Here is a 17,679-nt window from a genome sequence, read left to right on the forward strand (position 1 = left end):
GCTCCGTGGGATAGCTACAGGGTCGCGATGCCACCGCGCCAGTTGCGCGGCGCCTGTCACGACGACAGGCGCCGCCTATCGCTACTCCGGTTGCAGGCCGGTGGAGCGCACCAACTCCTGCCACAGGCTGCGCTGGGTGCGCATCAGCGTGGTGAACTCCGCCGGCGTGCTGGGGTAGGGCGCATTGCCGTTGGCGGCCAGGCGCTCGATCATCTGCGGCTTCTTCAGGCCCTCGTTGATCGCGGCGTTCATGCGCGCCACGATCGGCTCCGGGATGCCCTTCGGACCCATGACGGCGGAGAAGCTCGGCAGGTCGTAGTTCGGCACGCCCTGTTCCTGCACGGTCGGATATTCCGGGGCCAGCGGCCAGCGCGTCGGGTTGGTGACCGCCAGCGCCCGCACCTGGCCGGCCCGGACCGAGCCGATGACGCCGGAGTAGCTGTCGAACACCACCTGGATGTTGCCGGCGATGAGGTCCGCCAGCGCCGGTGCCGCGCCGCGGTAGGGCACATGCGTCAGCTCCGTCCCGGTGCGCTGCATGAACAGCACGCCGAGCATGTGGTTGGCGCCGCCCGCACCGGCCGAGCCGTAGTTCAGCTTGCCCGGATTGGCCTTCGCATAGGCCACCAACTCTTGGATATTGTTGATCGGCAGGCGCGGATTGACGCAGACCATCGCCGTGCCGGTGGCGAAGGTGGCAATGGCGGTGAAGTCGTCGACGCCCTCGTAGCCCGGCGTCTTGAACAGCAGGGGCGCGCCGAGGTGGGAGGAGGGGCTCGCCATCATCACCGTGTAGCCATCCGGTGCGGACTGCGCGACATGCGCGGTGCCGATGGTGCCACCGGCGCCGGCGCGGTTGTCCACCACCACCTGCACGCCCAGCCCTTCCGTCAGCGCCTGCGCCTGCAGGCGGCCGGCGATGTCGCTGGCGCCGCCGGGCGGATAGGGCACCACGAGCCGGATCTGGCGCGACGGCCAGGGGGCCTGCGCCAGGGCCGGCGTGGCGAGCAGGCCTGCCGCGAGAAAGGGCAGGCTACGGCGGCGAATCATCGGTCGGGCTCCTGGAGGGCGTGCAATGAAACAATTCAATGCAAGAACAGGGCCGACCGCAAGCTTCATCTTCCGCCGTTCATCGGCCGCCGTTCATCGGCCCACGGCGTAGCCCTGCATGCCGCGCGGATTGGCGCCGGCAAACAACTGGCCGTCGGTCTCCTGGCGCGCGCCGGATAGCCGGCCCTCGGACCACTCGCCGCCGACCTCCACCAGGTGGCCGCGCGCCGCCAAAGCGGGCGCGACATCGGCGGCGTAGCGGCCCTCGATCACCACCTTGCCGGGGCGGGCGACGCGCGGCCAGAAGCTGCTCGGCCAGTGTTCGGTGTGGAAGGCCGGCGCGTCGATCGCCTGCTGGATGTTCAGCGCATGGTCGACCATGCGGGAGAACAGGATGGGCTGCCACTGGTCCTGCTGTTCGCCACCCGGCGTGCCGAAGCTCATCCAGGGGCGGCCATCCTTCAGCGCCATCGCCGGGGACAGCGTGGTGCGCGGGCGCTTGCCCGGCTTCAGGCCGTTCGGCAGGCTCTCGTCCAGCCAGAACATCTGCCCGCGCGTGCCGAGGCAGAAGCCCAGGCCCGGCACGGACGGCGAGGATTGCAGCCAGCCGCCGGACGGCGTGGCGGAGACCATGTTGCCCTGGCTGTCGATGATGTCGATGTGGCAGGTGTCGGCCGAGGAGACGCCGAGGCGGGCGACAGTCGGCTCACCGACACCCGGCGCGCGGGTCAGCATCTCGACCCGGCTCGCCGCATCATGGTCCACCCAGGGGGTCGCCATGCCGGGCAAGGTGCCGGGGCGCAGGTCGAGGGAGGCCTGTTCGCCGACCAGCTTGCGGCGCTCGGCGGCGTATTCCTCGGACAGCAGATGGTGGATCGGCACGTCGACGAAATCGGGGTCGCCGTAGAACGCCTCGCGGTCGGCGAAGGCCAGCTTCATGCATTCGACCACGGTGTGCACGAAGCGCTCGCCCATCGGGTCCATGGCCCCCATGTCGAAGCCCTCGAGCAGCGCGAGGGTCTGCAACATGGCAGGCCCCTGGCTCCAGACGCCGCATTTCAACACGGTGTGGCCGCGGTAGTCGCGCCGCAGCGGCGCCTCCGTGCTGGCACGCCAATGCGACATGTCCTGCGCGCTCAGCACGCCGCGATGGCGCTGGCCGGAGCTGTCGAGGATTTCCGTTTTCGCAAAGAAATCGCCGATGGCTTCGGCGACGAAGCCGCCATACCAGGCGTTGCGCGCCGCCTCGATCTGCGCGACGCGATCGTGGCCGCCCGCCTCGGCCTCCCGCAGCACGCGTTCCCAGGTGCGGCCGAGCGTCGGGTTGGCATACAGCCCGCCGGCGACCGGGCCGCCATTGCGCAGCCAGATCTCGGCGGAGGTCGGCCATTCCGATTCGAACAGCGGCTTCACCGTGTTCAGCGTGGCGATGACGCGCGGGACGTAGTGGATGCCGCGATGCGCGTAGCCGATGGCGTACGACATCACGTCGCGCAGCGACCAGGTGCCGTAGTCGCGCAGCATCAGCGCCCAGGCATCGAAGGCGCCGGGCACCATGGCGGGCAGGAAGCCGGTGCCGGGGATCAGGTCGAGCCCGAGCTCGCCCTTGACGTGGGCCACGGAAAGCCCGGCCGGCGCCACGCCCTGGCCGCAGATCACGCGCTGCGCGCCGGCCTTGGCATCATGGATGATGATGGGGCAGTCGCCGCCCGGGCCGTTCAGATGCGGCTCGGCCACCTGCAGGGTGAAACCCGCGGCCACGGCCGCGTCGAAGGCGTTGCCACCGCGCTCCAGCACCGCCATCCCGACCTGCGAGGCGATCCAGTGGGTGGAGGCGACGACACCGAAGGTGCCGGCGATCTCGGGGCGCGTCGTGAACATTCTGGGACGATTTCCGTATGGCGTCTTGAGACCTTCGATAGGCGCAGGCAGAAGCGTCGGGGTCAATATTGCGGTGCGCAACCACGATGCTTGTTCCGGTCGTCGGACCCTCCGGTGCGGGGAAGGACACGCTGATGGCGGCGGCGCAGGCACGCCTGGCGGATGACCCGCGCTTCCTGTTCGCCCGCCGCTGCATCACCCGCCCCGCCGAGGCCGGCGGCGAGGACCACCTGCCAATGACGCGGGAGGCCTTCTGCGTAGTGCGGGATGCGGGCGGCTTTGCGCTGTGGTGGGAGGCGCATGGCCTGCTCTATGGCATCGCCCGCGAGGTGGAGGAGGCGCTGGCCGCCGGCCGCGTCGTCATCGCCAACCTGTCCCGGACCGTGCTGACGGAGGCCGCGATGCGCTGGCCGGTGCGCGTGCTGTTCATCACCGCGCCGCTGCCGGTCCTCGCCGGCCGCCTCGCCGCCCGTGGCCGCGAGGCGCCGGCGGATATCGAGGCCCGGCTGGCGCGTGAGGCCCCGCTGCCGGAGGGGCTGGAGGTCGAGACCGTGCTGAACGATGCGACGCGGGAGGAAGGCGTCGCCCGCGTCCTCGCGGCGCTCAGCCGAGCAGCGGCAGACGCTCGGCTAGCAGGAAAGGCGCGCCCGGCCCGGCCTGGGTGAACAGGCACAGCTCTGTCACCCGGCGCCTGGTGGCGGGCACCTCGCCGAGATGGGCTCCCAGCGCCGGCCGCACCACCTGCATCTCGGCGGCGTCGAGGCGGCGGGACAGGGTGACGTGGAACCACCAATCCTCGAAGACGTAGTGGTAGCCCCAGCGGTGCAGATTCTCCCGCTGGCGCTCCGTCAGGCGTTCCGGCCGCCGGCGGGCGATCTCGGCTTCGGTCGGCGGCGCGCGATGCACGTCGAGGCCGGCGACGGCGGCATCGCACAGCGCCTGCAATTCGGCGCTGCGCTCCGTCTCCAGCAGCGCCAGGAAGCCGTGATGCTCGGCCAGGTGCAGCGGCGGCAGCGCGAAGGGCCGGGTGCGGGCCGCCAGCGCCATCGCATCGGTGCGCAGCGCGGCCCAGCTGGTGGCCAGGCGGAAGGGCGGCTTCAGCGTGGCGTGCAGGCCGTACAGCCGCGCATCCTTGGTGACCTCCGCGATGTCGAGGCCGGGCAGGGCAGGTTGCGCCAGCGTCGCGCCGGTCTCGGTGTCGCGGCCGAGCCACTGCGAGCCCAGCGCGTGCAGCCTGTCTTCCAGCCGCGGCGCCCAGTAGATGGCGGCGCGCATCATGCGATGCGTTCGCCCGCGCGCCAGACCTTGCGCACCACGGCATGGCCCTCGAAGGGGCGGATCTGCACGAGGTCGGCGCGCAGCCCGGCCTGGATCCAGCCGCGGTCGGTGAAGCCGGCCATGCGGGCGGCCGTGCCGGTGATCATCGCGATCGCGGCCGGCAGCGTGGCGTGGCCCTGCCCGGCGGCGAGCCAGGCGGCCTCCACCATGGCGGGCGGCACGTAGTCGCTGGCCAGCACGTCGACTGCGCCGTCATGCATCAGGTCGGAGACGGCGACGTTGCCGGAATGGCTGCCGCCGCGGACGATGTTGGGCGCGCCGGCGATGACCTGCACGCCGATCCGCTTCGCCGCCAGCGCCGCATCCCGCGTCACCGGGAATTCGCTGATGGTGATGCCATCCGCGGCGTTGCGGATGATGTCGTCCTCGTTGTCGTCGTCGTGGCTGGCCAGGGGCAGGTGGCGATGCGCCACGCGGTCCAGCAGCCAGCGGCGCTGCGGCTCCCGCAGGCGGGCGCGCTGGTCCAGCAGTTCCGCGATGCGCTGGTCCACCTGCGCCAGGTTCATCTGCGCCTGGCGGACCCGCATGGTGCGGTAGCGTTCCAGGTCGCGGTACTGGCCGACGCCGGGGGAATGATCCATCAGGCTGACCATGCGGACCAAAGGATGATCGGCGGCGAGGTCAACCAGTTGCGGCATGTCCGAGGCCGGCAATTCGCAGCGCAGATGGAGAAAATGGTCGGATTTCAGCAGCCCGGTGTGGGTGAGGGAATCGAGATCCGCCAGCCCGTCCTTGAAGGTCTGCGTGCGCCCGGTGTCGAAGCCGAGGTCACCCAGGCACAGCGCATCCAGCACCGTGGTGACGCCGGCTGCCGCCGTCTGGCTGTCATGTGCCAGCATGGCGGAGCGTGACGGCCAGCGCGCGGTGGCGCGCGGCTGCACCTGGCGTTCGAGATTGTCGGTGTGGACATCGACGATGCCGGGGATCAGGTGGTCGCCGTCCAGGTCGATCGCGCCGGGCGCGTGGCTGCGACCGGGCTGGATTTCGACGATGCGGTCGCCGCGGAGGACCAGCGTGCCGGGCACCACGCTGTCCGGAAGGACCAGCAGCGCATTGGTCAGGATCATGTCGGAATTCATGCGGCGTCCTGGATGGGCAGAACCTCGAACAGGCGATCGGCCACCTGGTCGCGGATCTCGGTGTCGTGGAAGATGCCGATCAGCGCCGCGCCGCGCGCCTTGGCCTCCGCGACCAGGGCGACGACGACCTGGCGGTTCACGGGGTCGAGGCTGGCGGTCGGCTCATCCAGCAGCAGCACGGGGTAGTCCGCGGCGAAGCCGCGTGCCAGGTTGATACGCTGCTGCTCGCCACCGGAAAAGGTGGAGGGCGGCAGGTTGTGCAGCCTTGACGGAAGGTTGAGCCGCATGAGCAGGGCCGAGGCCCGGGCCTTGGCCGCATCCTCCGGCACGCCGCGGGCACGCAACGGCTCGGCCACGATGTCGAGCGCGCCGACGCGTGGGATGACCCGCAGGAACTGGCTGACATAGCCCAGCGTCTCGCGCCGGATTTCCCGCACCAGCCGCGCATCGGCGGTGGCGAGGTCCACCACCTCGCCGGCGTGGCGCAGCAGGATGCGGCCGGAACCGGCGCCGTAATTGCCGTAGAGGCAGCGCATCAGCGTGGATTTGCCGGCGCCCGAGGGTCCGACCAGGGCCACGCATTCGCCGGGCGCCACGCTGAAATCCACGGCGTCCAGCACCGGGATGCGGACATCGCCTTGCAGGAACAGGCGAAACTCCTTCGCCAGCCCCTCCGTCCGGATCGCGAAGCTCATGCCGCCAGCACCGAGGAGACCAGGAGTTGCGTGTAGGGGTGCTGCGGGTCGTCCAGCACCCGGTCGGTCAGGCCAGCCTCCACCACCACGCCATGCCGCATCACCAGCATCCGGTGCGCCAGCAGCCGGGCGGCGGCGATGTCGTGCGTCACGATCAGCACGGCGAGGCCGAGGTCGGCCACCAGGGCGCGGATCAGGTCGAGCAGCCGCGCCTGGACGGAGACATCGAGGCCGCCGGTCGGCTCATCCATGAAGACCAGCTTCGGCAGGGTCACCAGCGTGCGGGCGATCTGCAGGCGCTGCTGCATGCCGCCGGAGAACTTTTGGGGCACGTCATCCATGCGGGCGGGGTCGATCTCCACCCGCTCCAGCCAATGCGCCGCCTGGCCGCGGATGTTGCCGTAGTGCCGTGCGCCGGTCGCCATCAGCCGCTCGCCGATGTTGCCGCCGGCGGAGACGGCCATGCGCAGCCCGTCGCGCGGGTTCTGATGGACAAAACCCCATTCGGTGCGCATCAGGCGGCGCCGCGCGGCTTCCGTCATGCCGAGCACGTCCTGGCCGAGGTAGCGGACCTCGCCGGCATCCGGCCGCATCAGCCCGGAAAGGACCCGGAGAAGCGTGGTCTTGCCGCTGCCGGATTCACCGACGATGGCGACCACCTCGCCGGGGAAGATGTCGAGCGCCACGCCATCGAGCGCGGCGATGCGGCCGAAGCGCAGCACCAGGTCCTGGGCGGAGAGGAGGGGCGGCGTGCCCCCCTCACCCAACCCTCTCCCTCCTGTGGGGGGCGAGGGCTCTTCGCTGACGCTCATTCCGCCGCTTCCTTCATCGCCTGGCGTTCGCGGCAGAAATCCGTGTCGGAGCAGACGAAGATGCGGCCGCCGACATCATCCGTCAGCACCTCGTCCAGGTAGGTGTCGCCGGAGCCGCACAATTCGCAGGCATGCGGCGCGCGGATCGGGCGGAAGGGATGGTCGTCGAAATCCAGGCTGCGGACGCTGGTATAGGGCGGCACCGCGTAGATCCGTTTCTCCCGCCCCGCGCCGAACAATTGCAGCGCCGGCATGCGGTCCATCTTCGGGTTGTCGAAGGCCGGGATGGGGGAGGGCGACATCAGGTAGCGGTCGTTCACCATGACCGGATAGGAATAGCTGGTGGCGATGTGGCCGTGGCGGGCGATGTCCTCGTACAGCTTCACATGCATCAGCCCGTAGTCGGCCATGGCGTGCATCCGCCGCGTCTCCGCGATGCGCGGCTCCAGCCGCCCCAGCGGCTCCGGGATCGGCACCTGGTAGACCAGGATCTGATCCTCCCGCAGCGCGCGTTCCGGGATGCGGTGACGGGTCTGGATGATGCTGGCCTGTTCCGTGCTTTCCGTCGTCGCGATGCCGGCCGTGCGGCGGAAGAAAGCGCGGATGGAGACGGCGTTGGTGGTGTCGTCGCTGCCCTGGTCGATCACCTTCAGCACGTCGGCCGGGCCAAGAACGGCCGCCGTCACCTGGATGCCGCCGGTGCCCCAGCCATAGGGCAGCGGCATTTCGCGCGAGCCGAAGGGCACCTGGTGGCCGGGGATGGCGACGGCCTTCAGGATGGCGCGGCGGATCATCCGCTTCGTCGATTCGTCGAGGTAGGCGAAGTTGTAGCCCGGGTCGTGCGTCATGTGGTCGGCTCCGGCTGATCTTGTGGCGCGGACCCCCTCACCCAACCCTCTCCCCCAGGGGGGAGAGGGCTCTGCTGCACGCTGGCGCGCATGGTGCGCACGTTTTCCAGTTCCGACTGGAAGTCGACGTAGTGCGGCAGCTTCAGGTGCTCGACGAAGCCCGTGGCCTCGACATTGTCGCAATGCGACAGCACGAATTCCTGCTGCTGAGACGGCGCCGTGGCGTCCTCCCCCAGTTCGGCGGCGCGCAGCGTGCGGTCGACCAGCGCCATGGACATCGCCTTGCGCTCGCCATGGCCGAAGACCAGTCCGTAGCCACGGGTGAATTGCGGCGGCTCCGTGCGGCTGCCCTTGAACTGGTTCACCATCTGGCATTCGGTCACGGTGATGTCGCCGAGGTCGATGGCGAAGCCGAGTTCCGGCGGCACGAACTCCACCGCCACCTCGCCCATGCGGATCTCGCCGACGAAGGGATGGTTGTTGCCGTAGCCGCGCTGGCTGGAATAGCCGAGCGACAGCAAAAATCCCTCGTCGCCGCGTGCCAGCGCCTGCAACCGCAGGGGACGGTCAGCCGGGAACGACAGCGGCTCCCGCGTCAGGTCGCCCGGCTCCGCCTCGCTCGAAGCCTCGCGCTGCATCAGACCCTCGCGCGCCAGCATTTCCGTCACGCGCGGTGTTGGCTCCGCACTCGCCGCGGCCTCCGGCGGCGTCTGCCGTGATCCACCTGCGGCCGCGAGCGAAAAATCCAGCAGGCGGTGCGTGTAGTCGAAGGTCGAGCCCAGCACCTGGCCGCCCGGCAAATCCTTGTAGGTGGCGCTGATGCGGCGGTGCAGGGCCATCGCGTTGGTGTCGAGCGGCAGGCTGGCGCCGAAGCGGGGCAGGGTGGTGCGGTAGGCGCGCAGCAGGAACGCCGCCTCGATCAGGTCGCCGCGGGACTGCTTCACGGCCAGCGCCGCCAGGCCGCGATCGTGGCAGGAACCCTCCGCCATCACGCGGTCCACGGCGAGGCCAAGCTGCGCCTCGACCTGCGCCGCGGTCAGTTCCGGCAGGGCGGGATCGCCGCGGCGGGTCTCGTCGAGCCAGGCATGGGCGGCGCCGATGGCGCGTTCGCCGCCCTTGGTCGCGACATACATGCCTCAGCCCTCCGCGATCGCGACGCTGCGCGGCAGCGCCGCGAGGCGGTCCCCGGCACACAGGATGACATCGACGCCGCAGGGCGCCTGGCGGCGATTGGTCGCCCAGTTGGCGAGGAAGCCGGGCGGGGCGCCCCGCACGCGAAGCCGGTGCTCGTCGCGGATGCCGGGCCCGGTCAGCCGCCAGCCCGAGCCTTCCTCGACGGCGTCGACCTCCAGGATCAAGGTCGCACCACGCTCCGGCTCATCCTCCGTTCCCGGGTCCAGTTCCGCCAATCGCGCGGCAGGATCGAGCACGAAGGCGGCGGTGCCGGCCGGCGCGGAGGGCGCGCCGCAATGAAATCGCACCCAGGCCTCGGCCTGCGGCCCCGCGGCGAGGCGCAGTTTCGTCTCGGCATCGACCAGCGCCAGCAGCACGGCGGCGGCGGCGGGGGACAGGCCCGGCGGCGCCTCCGGCAGCCGCGGCACGCGCTGCACCTGGCCGGGGCGGCTCATCGCCTGCAGCACGGCGCGGAACGCCGCCTGCGAATCCAGCACCGGATCGGCAAAGCCGGGGAACGACGTGCTCATCGCATCTGCGTCATGGTGAAGAACTCCACGCGGGTGGCGGCGGCACGGCGGGCACGGCCGGCGCGGCGCTCGGCCTGCGCTGCCTCCAGCGGCGCGATCACCGCGGCCTCCAGCGCCGGGCGCCGCGCCGCATCCTGCATCAGCGCATCGAGCAGTGCCGCCAGTTCCGCCTGCTGCACATCGCGGCCGGCGACGTAGCCATGGCCCACCGTGCCATCCTCCAGCCGCACCGCGCAGCGGGTGACGGTCATCTCGCCCAGGTTGAAGGGCGCGCCATCGCCACCGGCGCGGCCACGCACCATCACCAGGCCGGTCTCCGGCCCACGCAGCCTGCGATGGGGCGGCGCCGGCGGCATCGCCTCCAGCCGTGCGACGATCTCCGTGGCATCCGCGCGGGCGAGGATGGACATCCACCGCCGGCGCTCCGCATTATTCTCAACCTTGTTGGGGGTTGGGGTGTCGGGGTCTGGGCTCATGGGATGCTCATATTGTCTAGACAACTAGTCATCCGCCCCGATAAGGTCAAGCAAAACTCGCATAAGCGAACCGGGAGGGGTTTGAAGATTCCATGACGAACCATGCAGGCCCAGGCATCGGCCCATGATCAACGAACCGGCACCGAACGACGCCCCCGCCAGCGGCATCGCCCTGGCACGCGGCCAGGGGGTCGCGCTCTGGCGGCAGATCGCGCAGCGGCTGGAGCGCGATATCGCCGGCGGCACCCACCCGCCCGGCGGCCGCCTGCCGACCGAGGCGGAGCTTGCGGCGCAGTACGGCGTCAACCGCCACACCGTGCGTCGCGCGATGGAGGAGCTGGAAGGCCGCGGCCTGGTCCGCATCGAACAGGGCCGCGGCAGCTTCGTGGCCGAGGATGTGGTGGACTACCGCCTCGGCCCGCGTACGCGCTTCGCCGAGATCATCCGCCGGCAGAACCGCGAGCCTGGCGGCCGCATCCTGCGCGTGGCGGAGGTGGCGGCGGAAACCGGCCTGGCCGAGCAGCTCGGCATCCGGCGCGGGCGGCCGGTGGTGGTGGTGGAACGGCTGTCGCTGGCGGATGGCCGGCCGCTGGTGCTCGGCACGCACCATTTTCCTTCGACGCGCTTCGGCCGGATTCCGGAGCTGCTGCGCAAGGACCCGTCGATCAGCGCCGCCTTGGCCGCCTGCGGCGTGCCGGACTACAGCCGCAAGGTCACCCGCATCACGGCCCGCCTGCCGACGCCGGAGGAAGCCGAGATCCTGCAGCAATCCCGCAACCGCCCGGTGCTGGTGACGGAGGCGGTGAATGTCGATCCGGCCGGGGAGGTGGTGGACCTCTCGATCGCCCGCTATGCCGCCGGCCGCGCGCAGCTTGTCGTGGAGTCCTGAATGAGCTGGCTGATCGAAGGCGGCACCGCGCTGCTCGATGGCGCCCTGCGGCCGGCGGCGGTGGCGCTGGAGGATGGCCTGGTTGCCGCCGCCGCGCCGGCCGGCGCGCGGCGCTTCGATGCCACCGGGCTGCTGGTGCTGCCGGGCCTGGTCGATATCCACGGCGATGCGCATGAACGGCAGATGCAGCCGCGCCCCGGCATCGGATTCCCGGCCGGCCTCGCGATGCGCGATTCGGCGGCGCAGCTTCTGGCCGCCGGCATCACCACCGCCTGCCTCGGCGTGACCCTGTCCTGGGAGCCGGGGCTGCGCGGCATCGAGGCCTGGCGCCGGACGCTGGCGGCCGTGCAGGCGGTGCGTGCCGATGGCGGCTGCGACCTGCGCATCCATTGCCGCTACGAGGCGGACAACCTGGATGCGCTGGAGGAGTTGCTGGCCGACATGGCGGCCGGCCGCGTCGCGCTGCTGGCCTTCAACGACCACACGCCCGGCATCGTCCGGCGCCTGCCGGACCCGGCCAAGGCCGCGGCCTATGCGCAGCGCGGTGGCGTCGCCGTCTCGGATTTCACGGTGCTGGCCGAGGCCGCGCTGGCCCGGCGCGGCGAGGTGGCAGAGGCGCATGCCCAGCTTGCCGCGGCGGCGCGGGCGCTACGCATTCCCATGCTGAGCCATGACGACGCGACGCCGGAGGATCGCGCCGCGTTTCGCGCGCTGGGCGCCGCGGTCTGCGAGTTTCCGATGTCGGAGGCCGTCGCCCAGGCGGCGCGCGAGGCGGGGGAGCACGTGGTGATGGGCGCGCCCAACGTGGTGCGCGGCGGCAGCCACATGGGCTGGTCCGCCGCGGCGCCGCTGGCGGAGCGTGGCTTGGTCACCATCCTGGCGTCGGACTACTACTGGCCGGCAATGCTGGAGGCCGCCTTCGTCATGGCCGGCCGCGGCGTGCTGGACCTGCCGGCGGCCTGGGCGCTGGTCTCCGCCAATCCGGCGCAGGCGGCGGGGCTGGACGACCGCGGCCGCATCGCGCCGGGGCTGCGCGGCGATGTGGTGCTGGTCGATCCGGACCGCCGCGCGCCGGTCGCGACCTTCTGCCAGGGGCGGCTGGCGGGGATGGCGGCTGGGGCAGCGGCGAGGGTGAGCTAACCCTTCGCCCGCCGGATCGCCGCCTGCGCCATCGTATCCAGCGCGTTCAGGAAACGCGACTTGTCGGCGCCCGCCATCGGCGGCGGGCCGCCGCCCATGCCCATCTCCCGCAAATGCTGGGAGATGGCGCGGCCGGCCAGGGCGCTGCCGATGTTGTTCTCGGTCCAGGGGTGGCCCTTGAAGTTCAGCGCGAAGGCGCCCTTGGCCAGGCAGCGCGCGGCGAGGGGGATGTCGGCCGTCAGGCAGACATCGATCGGCGTCGCCTCCTCCGCGATCCAGTCATCCGCCTTGTCGGCGCCATCGGTGACGATGACGATCCGCGTGCGCCCGCCCGGCGGCCGGATGGGGCGTGAGCCGTTGGAGACGAAGATGGTCTCGAAGCCGAGCCGCCCGGCGACGCGCAGGATCTCGTCCCGCACCGGGCAGGCATCGGCGTCAACAAGGAAGCGCGGCGTTGCGGTCATCGCACCTGCGTAGCGGGTGGCAGCTCCACCGCATAGGTTTCCAGCGCCGGCACGCTGCGGATCATGCGGCGGTCGGCGAGAAATCGGGCAAAACGTTCATAGCGGTTGCGGTCCAGCGCGCCGGGGCTCAGCGAGAAGCGGTTGGCGGTGCTCGCGAAGGCGCGGCGGTTCAGCTCGTTGTCCAACTCGCGGCGCGGGCCGGCGATGAACATGCGCCAGGATTCCTCCGGGTTGTTCACCAGGAAATGCGTCGCGGCCTCGGTCGCGTCGATGAAGCGCCTCAGGGTCGCATCCCGTGAACGATCGCGGTGGGCGATGTAGATCAGCTCGTCATAGGCCGGGATGCCGTACTGCTCGGGGAAGAAGGCGCGGCCGGGGCGGTTCTCGATATCCAGTTGGTGCAGCTCGAAATTGCGGAAGCCGCCGAGGATGCCGTCCACCTGGCCCGACATCAGGGCGGAGGACAGGCCGAAATTCACGTTCACCAGGCGGATGTCCGACAGCGACAGGCCGACGGACTCCAGCATCGCGCCCATCGTCACTTCCTCGAACCCCGCGACGGAATAGCCGATGCGCTTGCCGCGAAGGTCCGCCAGCGTCCGCACCGGGCCGTCGCGCAGCACCGTCAGCGTGGACAGCGGCGTCGCCACCAGCGTGCCGACGCGCACCAGCGGCAGGCCCTGGTCCACCGCGAGGTAGAGGTTCTTCTGGTAGTACACGCCGATATCGCCGCGCTTCGCGCCGATCAGCCGCGGCGGGTCGTTCGGGTCGGCCGGTGCCACGATACGGACATCGAGGCCGGCCCGGGCAAAATCGCCGCGTTCCTGCGCGATGATGATGGGCGCGTGGTCCGGGTTGATGAACCAGTCGAGCAGCACCGTCAGCGGCTCCCGCGCCGGTTGCGCGTGCGCGAGGGGGGCGGCCAGCAGCAGGGCCAAAAGGGCGAGCAGGCGCTTCATGTCGTGACCTTTTCACTGAGGAGGGAATCGGGCTGCCAGGGGATCGCCCTTCGCAGCAGCCAGTCGGTGGCGAACCACAGGGCGAGGGCCATCAGCATCAGCACGAAGAGGGCTGCGAACATCACGTCCGTCTGGCTGCGGCCATTGGCGTGCAGCATCAGGTAGCCGAGGCCGGCCGAGGCGCCGACCCATTCGCCGACCACGGCCCCGATCGGCGCGACGGCGGCGGCGACGCGCAGTCCCGAGGCCAGCGAGGGCAGGGCGGCCGGCACCCGCACCCGCCACAGCAGGGCGAAGCGGGAGGCGCCCATGGTGGCGGCGAGGTCGAGCATCCCGGGCTCCGTCCGCCGCAGCCCGTCATAGAAGGCGGTGGCGACGGGGAAGAAGATGATGAGGGTGGCCATCGCCACCTTGCTGCCGATGCCGAAGCCGAGCCACAGCGTCAGCAGCGGCGCGATGGCGAAGACCGGGATGGCCTGGCTGATCAGCAGCAGCGGCAGCAGCCAGCGCCGCCCGCCCGGCCAGGCCGCCAGCACCAGCGCCGTGCAGCAGCCGAGCAGCGTGCCCAGCAGCAGCCCGAGCAGGATTTCCGTGCCGGTGATGGCGGCGTGTCCCGCGATGATGTCCCAGCGATCCGCCAGCGCGGCGGCGACGCGGGAGGGCGCCGGCAGCAGGAAGGGCGGCACCTCCGTGACCCAGACGAAGGCCTGCCACAGCAGCACGAGGCCGGCGGCGGCGATGAACCCGCGGATCATGCCACCGCCTCCGCCAGCCGTTCCAGCAGCGCCGCCTGGGCCGCAAGCAGCGCCGGGTTGCCGGCGGGTCGGGGTGGCGCACCCTCCGGGACTTGCACCTCGACCGGGACGGAGGGACTGCCCGAGAGGACGAAGATGCGGTCCGCCAGGCGCAGCGCCTCCAGCGGGTCATGCGTCACCAGCAAGACCGTGCGGCCGGCCAGCAGGCGGGCGGACAGGGACTGCATGCGGTGGCGGGTCGGCGCATCGACGGCACTGAACGGCTCGTCCATCAGCACCAGCGGGCGGTCCTCCATCAGCGTCCGCGCCAGGGCGGCGCGCTGGCGCATGCCGCCCGAGAGTTGCGCCGGCATCTTGGCGCCATCCGCCGCCGTCAGCCCGACTTCGGCGAGCAGGGCGCGGGCGCGCGAAAGGTCGGGACGCTCGCCGCGCAGATGCGCGCCCATGGCGATGTTGCCGAGCAGGTCCCGCCAGGGCGCCAGCAGGTCCTGCTGCGCCATGTAGGCGACGCGGCCGGCGATCGGTGCGCCATCCTCGGCCTGCACGCGGCCGTGGCCCGGCACCGGCACCAGCCCGGCCACCAGCCGCAGCAGGGTGGATTTGCCGGACCCGGAGGGACCGAGCAGCGCCGTGGTGCGCCCGCCCTCGATGCGGAGGGCAAGCGCCCCCAACACGGGCAGGCCGCCGAGCGACAGGCCATGCGGCAACGCGATGCGGAATCCGGGCGCGGAAGCGCCCAACGGGGGCGGGCTAGGCAAGACACCGTTCCCTTCGCCGGCATGACCCGGATCAGGTTCGTGGGGTCGCGGGGATCACCCCCGCCTCTCAGCCCCCAATGGGCTCCCCCCGATGACGCCCTGATGTATGCGGTGCGGCGCCGGCCGCCGCAAGAGGGGCGCTGGCGCAACCCCGCGGGTGCCCACATATCCCGGTGGATGATCCACCCGCGCCCGCTGCTGATCGGCTCCGAGATCTATCGGGGTTCCACCTATGGCCCGAAGCATCCCCTGGCGATCCCGCGCGTCTCGACCATGCTGGACCTGGTGCGCGCCATGGGCTGGGTGGCGCCGGCGCAGTACCGTGACAGCCCGCGCGCCACGCCGGCAGACCTGCTGCGCTTCCACACGCCGGACTACATCGCCGCACTGATGGCCGCCGAGGCGACGCAGCAGGTGGACCCGGCCCACAAGGCGCGCCACCGCATCGGCGCCGATGGCAACCCGGTGTACCGGGAGGTGTTCTCCCGCCCCGCCACCGGCGCCGGTGGCGTGATGCTGGCGGCAGGCCTGACGCGGGATGCCGGGCCGGCGGCCAGCATCGTGCATGTGCCGGGCGGCGGCACGCATCACGGCCAGCCGGACCGTGCCAGCGGCTTCTGCTACCTGAACGACGCGGTGCTGGGCCTGCTGCGTTGGCTGGACCTCGGCCTCGACAACATCCTGTACCTCGACATCGATGCGCATCACGGCGACGGGGTTGAGCAGGCCTTCGCGGAGGATCCGCGCGTCTTCACCGTATCCGTGCACGAGGCCGGGCGCTGGCCCAACACCGGCCCGGCCGAGAACCGCGCCGGCGGCCATGCCCGCAACCTGCCGGTGCCCGAGGGTTTCAACGACAGCGAGATGGACGTGCTGCTGCGCCACGCCATCCTGCCCATCCTGCGCCAGCGACGGCCGCAGGCGGTGATGCTGCAATGCGGGGCGGATGCCATCGCGGAGGATCCGCTCTCCCGCCTCGCACTATCCAACGGCGCGCATCGCGCGGTGGCGCAGGCGCTGATGGGGATGGCGCCGCGGCTGATCGTGCTGGGTGGCGGCGGCTACAACCCGTGGTCGGTGGCGCGCTGCTGGGCCGGGGTCTGGGCCACGCTGAACCGCCTGCCGATCCCACCCCGCATCCCGCCCGCAGCGGAGGCCGTGCTGCGCGGCCTGTCCTTCCACCGCGCCGCCGGCCGCAACCCGCCGGAGCACTGGTTCACCACCATCGCCGACGAGCCCCGCCCCGGCCCCGTGCGCCCGGAGATATGGGCGTTGGCGGCCCGGACGCTGGAGGGGCTGCCGGAGCCGCCCCTCGCCAGCCTCGCGGCCGGTGCTATGCTCGGGCCATGATGAAAAGACGCCCCGTGCTTGCCTCGCTCGGCCTGTTCATGGCCGGCGCCGCCCTGGCCCAGCCGGGCGTGGACCGGCCGCAGCCGAAGCTGCCGACCGAACCGCTGGTCATCCTCGGCCGCAACGGCACCCGCCACACCTTCCAGGTGGAGATGGCGGTCAGCCCCGACCACCAAATGATCGGCCTGATGTTCCGCCCGACCGTGGGTGCGGAGGAAGGCATGCTGTTCGACTGGGGCCAGCCGCGCGAGAGCAGCATGTGGATGCGCAACACCCTGGCCTCGCTCGACATGCTGTTCATCGCCGCCGATGGCCGCATCCACCGCATCGCCGAACGCACCGTGCCGCAGAGCCTGACACCGATCGACAGCCGCGGCCCGGTCCGCGCCACGCTGGAATTGCAGGCCGGGATCACGGAGAAGCTGGATATCCGCGTCGGCGACCGCGTCCTGCACCGGATCTTCGGCACCGCGCCCTGATCCGGCGACCCGGCCTCAATCCAGGGAGACGTTCGCCTCCCGCACCACCCGCGTCCATTGCTCGCGCTCGCGCCGCACGGTCTGGGTGAAGGCCTCACGGCCCTGGAAGATCGGAAGCTGGCCCTGCGCCAGGTAGGTGCGCAGCAGGTCGGTGTCGCGCAGCGCCCAGCCGATGGCTTCCTCAAGCTGCGCCAGGATCGGGGCGGGCGTGGCGGCCGGGGCGAGGATGCCCTGCCAGCCCACCGCCTCGAACCCCTCCACGCCGCTTTCCTGCACCGTCGGCACGTCCGGCAGCGCCGGCAGCCTCTCCCGCCCCGTCGTCGCGATGATGCGGATGCGGCCGGATTCGGCGGCCGCGCGCATCAGGTTGTAGCCGTCGATCATCAACTGGAGACGGCCGCCCAGCAGGTCCTGCAACGCCGGCGCGCTGCCGCGGTAGGGTACGTGCACGACGTCGATCCCGGCACGGCGCTTCAGCAGTTCGAACGCCAGATGCGGGATGCCGCCATTGCCGCCGGAGCCCATGTTCAGCGCGCCAGGCCGCGCCTTGGCCATGGCGATGAACTCCGCCAGGTTGCGCACCGGCAGGTCCGCCGGCACGGCGACGGCAAGCGGCACGGCGACGATCTGCGCGATCGGGGCGAAGTCGGTCAGGGTGTCGAAGGTCAGGTTGCTGTACAGCGCCGGGTTGATGGCCAGCATGCCGACATTGCCGACCAGCAGCGTGTAGCCATCGGCCGGCGCCTTGGCGACCAGGTCCATGCCGATGTTGCCACCGGCCCCGCCGCGATTGTCGACCACGAATTGCTGCCCGAAGCGCTCCGACAGCTTCTGCGCCAGGGGCCGTGCCGTCAGGTCCACGCCGCCGCCGGCGGGAAATCCCACGATCATCCGGACCGGGCGATCCGGATAGCGCGCCTGCGCGCCGGCGCCGCGGGCGCGGAGGAGGGGCAGCGCGGCGAGGCCGCCCGTCAGGGTGCGGCGGTTGATCATGGTTTCGGTT

The 17,679-nt window shown here is 71.3% G+C and carries 20 protein-coding genes and 1 riboswitch; of the genes, 5 read left to right on the forward strand and 15 right to left on the reverse strand.

Annotated features, from left to right (window positions below; translation table 11 throughout):
• Nucleotides 1–81: 81 nt before the first annotated feature.
• Entirely contained in the window at nt 82–1,050 is a 969-nt protein-coding gene (locus tag ACFHPP_RS04745) for a Bug family tripartite tricarboxylate transporter substrate binding protein (RefSeq protein WP_437162117.1), read from the reverse strand.
• 93 nt (nt 1,051–1,143) lie between these two features.
• On the reverse strand, nt 1,144–2,931 hold the full coding sequence (locus tag ACFHPP_RS04750; RefSeq protein WP_437162118.1) for a gamma-glutamyltransferase family protein: 1,788 nt from the start codon (nt 2,929–2,931) through the stop codon (nt 1,144–1,146).
• An 86-nt stretch (nt 2,932–3,017) separates the two neighbouring features.
• Here ACFHPP_RS04750 and phnN point away from each other — a divergent pair, with 86 nt between their 5' ends.
• Nucleotides 3,018–3,596 carry a phosphonate metabolism protein/1,5-bisphosphokinase (PRPP-forming) PhnN gene (gene phnN / locus ACFHPP_RS04755; protein ID WP_437162119.1) on the forward strand — a complete coding sequence of 193 codons (579 nt, stop codon included), beginning with the start codon at nt 3,018–3,020 and terminating at the stop codon, nt 3,594–3,596.
• Here the strand turns inward: phnN and ACFHPP_RS04760 are convergent.
• Genes ACFHPP_RS04760 through phnG form a run of 8 tightly spaced genes read right to left on the reverse strand, consistent with a single transcriptional unit; the run spans nt 3,535 to nt 9,882 of the window.
• Entirely contained in the window at nt 3,535–4,209 is a 675-nt protein-coding gene (locus ACFHPP_RS04760; RefSeq protein WP_437162120.1) for a DUF1045 domain-containing protein, read from the reverse strand. The genes phnN and ACFHPP_RS04760 overlap by 62 nt on opposite strands.
• Entirely contained in the window at nt 4,206–5,348 is a 1,143-nt protein-coding gene (locus tag ACFHPP_RS04765; protein ID WP_437162121.1) for an alpha-D-ribose 1-methylphosphonate 5-triphosphate diphosphatase, read from the reverse strand. The genes ACFHPP_RS04760 and ACFHPP_RS04765 overlap by 4 nt, the downstream gene beginning before the upstream one ends.
• Nucleotides 5,345–6,043 (reverse strand): phosphonate C-P lyase system protein PhnL, encoded by a 699-nt coding sequence (phnL, locus tag ACFHPP_RS04770; protein WP_437162122.1) that lies wholly within the window; start codon nt 6,041–6,043, stop codon nt 5,345–5,347. The genes ACFHPP_RS04765 and phnL overlap by 4 nt, the downstream gene beginning before the upstream one ends.
• Nucleotides 6,040–6,810, reverse strand: a complete 771-nt coding sequence (gene phnK / locus ACFHPP_RS04775; protein ID WP_437162123.1) for a phosphonate C-P lyase system protein PhnK — start codon at nt 6,808–6,810, stop codon at nt 6,040–6,042. The genes phnL and phnK overlap by 4 nt, the downstream gene beginning before the upstream one ends.
• Before the next feature lie 41 nt (nt 6,811–6,851).
• Nucleotides 6,852–7,703 carry an alpha-D-ribose 1-methylphosphonate 5-phosphate C-P-lyase PhnJ gene (locus ACFHPP_RS04780; protein WP_437162124.1) on the reverse strand — a complete coding sequence of 284 codons (852 nt, stop codon included), beginning with the start codon at nt 7,701–7,703 and terminating at the stop codon, nt 6,852–6,854.
• Entirely contained in the window at nt 7,700–8,836 is a 1,137-nt protein-coding gene (locus tag ACFHPP_RS04785; RefSeq protein ID WP_437162125.1) for a carbon-phosphorus lyase complex subunit PhnI, read from the reverse strand. The genes ACFHPP_RS04780 and ACFHPP_RS04785 overlap by 4 nt, the downstream gene beginning before the upstream one ends.
• A gap of 3 nt (nt 8,837–8,839) precedes the next feature.
• Entirely contained in the window at nt 8,840–9,406 is a 567-nt protein-coding gene (phnH, locus tag ACFHPP_RS04790) for a phosphonate C-P lyase system protein PhnH (protein ID WP_437162126.1), read from the reverse strand.
• A complete protein-coding gene (gene phnG, locus ACFHPP_RS04795) occupies nt 9,403–9,882 on the reverse strand; it encodes a phosphonate C-P lyase system protein PhnG (RefSeq protein ID WP_437162127.1) in 480 nt (159 codons plus the stop codon). Before phnG ends, phnH begins: the two co-directional genes overlap by 4 nt.
• Before the next feature lie 124 nt (nt 9,883–10,006).
• Between phnG and phnF the strand changes: the two genes are divergently transcribed.
• On the forward strand, nt 10,007–10,771 hold the full coding sequence (gene phnF / locus ACFHPP_RS04800; protein WP_437162128.1) for a phosphonate metabolism transcriptional regulator PhnF: 765 nt from the start codon (nt 10,007–10,009) through the stop codon (nt 10,769–10,771).
• Nucleotides 10,772–11,911, forward strand: a complete 1,140-nt coding sequence (locus ACFHPP_RS04805; protein WP_437162129.1) for an alpha-D-ribose 1-methylphosphonate 5-triphosphate diphosphatase — start codon at nt 10,772–10,774, stop codon at nt 11,909–11,911. It begins immediately after the preceding gene.
• Here the strand turns inward: ACFHPP_RS04805 and ACFHPP_RS04810 are convergent.
• The 4 genes from ACFHPP_RS04810 to ACFHPP_RS04825 all read right to left on the reverse strand — a co-directional run bounded on the left by ACFHPP_RS04810 (nt 11,908) and on the right by ACFHPP_RS04825 (nt 14,847).
• Nucleotides 11,908–12,375, reverse strand: coding sequence for a YaiI/YqxD family protein (locus ACFHPP_RS04810; RefSeq protein WP_437162130.1), 468 nt, complete (start codon nt 12,373–12,375; stop codon nt 11,908–11,910). The two genes, ACFHPP_RS04805 and ACFHPP_RS04810, sit on opposite strands and share 4 nt — an antisense overlap.
• Complete coding sequence (locus ACFHPP_RS04815; protein ID WP_437162131.1) at nt 12,372–13,334, reverse strand: ABC transporter substrate-binding protein; 963 nt, start codon at nt 13,332–13,334, stop codon at nt 12,372–12,374. The genes ACFHPP_RS04810 and ACFHPP_RS04815 overlap by 4 nt, the downstream gene beginning before the upstream one ends.
• The gene (locus ACFHPP_RS04820; RefSeq protein ID WP_430671310.1) at nt 13,331–14,089 is read right to left on the reverse strand and encodes an ABC transporter permease; all 759 of its coding nucleotides are present in this window, start codon (nt 14,087–14,089) and stop codon (nt 13,331–13,333) included. The genes ACFHPP_RS04815 and ACFHPP_RS04820 overlap by 4 nt, the downstream gene beginning before the upstream one ends.
• Nucleotides 14,086–14,847, reverse strand: a complete 762-nt coding sequence (locus ACFHPP_RS04825; protein ID WP_437162132.1) for an ABC transporter ATP-binding protein — start codon at nt 14,845–14,847, stop codon at nt 14,086–14,088. The genes ACFHPP_RS04820 and ACFHPP_RS04825 overlap by 4 nt, the downstream gene beginning before the upstream one ends.
• A riboswitch (TPP riboswitch) is annotated at nt 14,838–14,946 on the reverse strand. It overlaps the preceding gene by 10 nt.
• Nucleotides 14,947–15,024: 78 nt before the next feature.
• On the opposite strand from ACFHPP_RS04825, the gene ACFHPP_RS04830 reads away from it, so the two are divergent.
• Both ACFHPP_RS04830 and ACFHPP_RS04835 read left to right on the forward strand, forming a co-directional pair.
• Nucleotides 15,025–16,197 carry an acetoin utilization protein AcuC gene (locus ACFHPP_RS04830; protein ID WP_437162133.1) on the forward strand — a complete coding sequence of 391 codons (1,173 nt, stop codon included), beginning with the start codon at nt 15,025–15,027 and terminating at the stop codon, nt 16,195–16,197.
• Nucleotides 16,194–16,676: a DUF192 domain-containing protein gene (locus ACFHPP_RS04835; protein ID WP_437162134.1), complete on the forward strand. Its 483-nt coding sequence runs from the start codon at nt 16,194–16,196 to the stop codon at nt 16,674–16,676. Before ACFHPP_RS04830 ends, ACFHPP_RS04835 begins: the two co-directional genes overlap by 4 nt.
• A gap of 15 nt (nt 16,677–16,691) precedes the next feature.
• Here ACFHPP_RS04835 and ACFHPP_RS04840 read toward each other — a convergent pair whose 3' ends face one another.
• The gene (locus ACFHPP_RS04840; protein WP_437162135.1) at nt 16,692–17,669 is read right to left on the reverse strand and encodes a Bug family tripartite tricarboxylate transporter substrate binding protein; all 978 of its coding nucleotides are present in this window, start codon (nt 17,667–17,669) and stop codon (nt 16,692–16,694) included.
• Nucleotides 17,670–17,679 lie beyond the last annotated feature (10 nt).

It is taken from the genome of Falsiroseomonas sp. E2-1-a20 (assembly GCF_051433195.1).
Lineage (GTDB): Bacteria > Pseudomonadota > Alphaproteobacteria > Acetobacterales > Acetobacteraceae > Falsiroseomonas.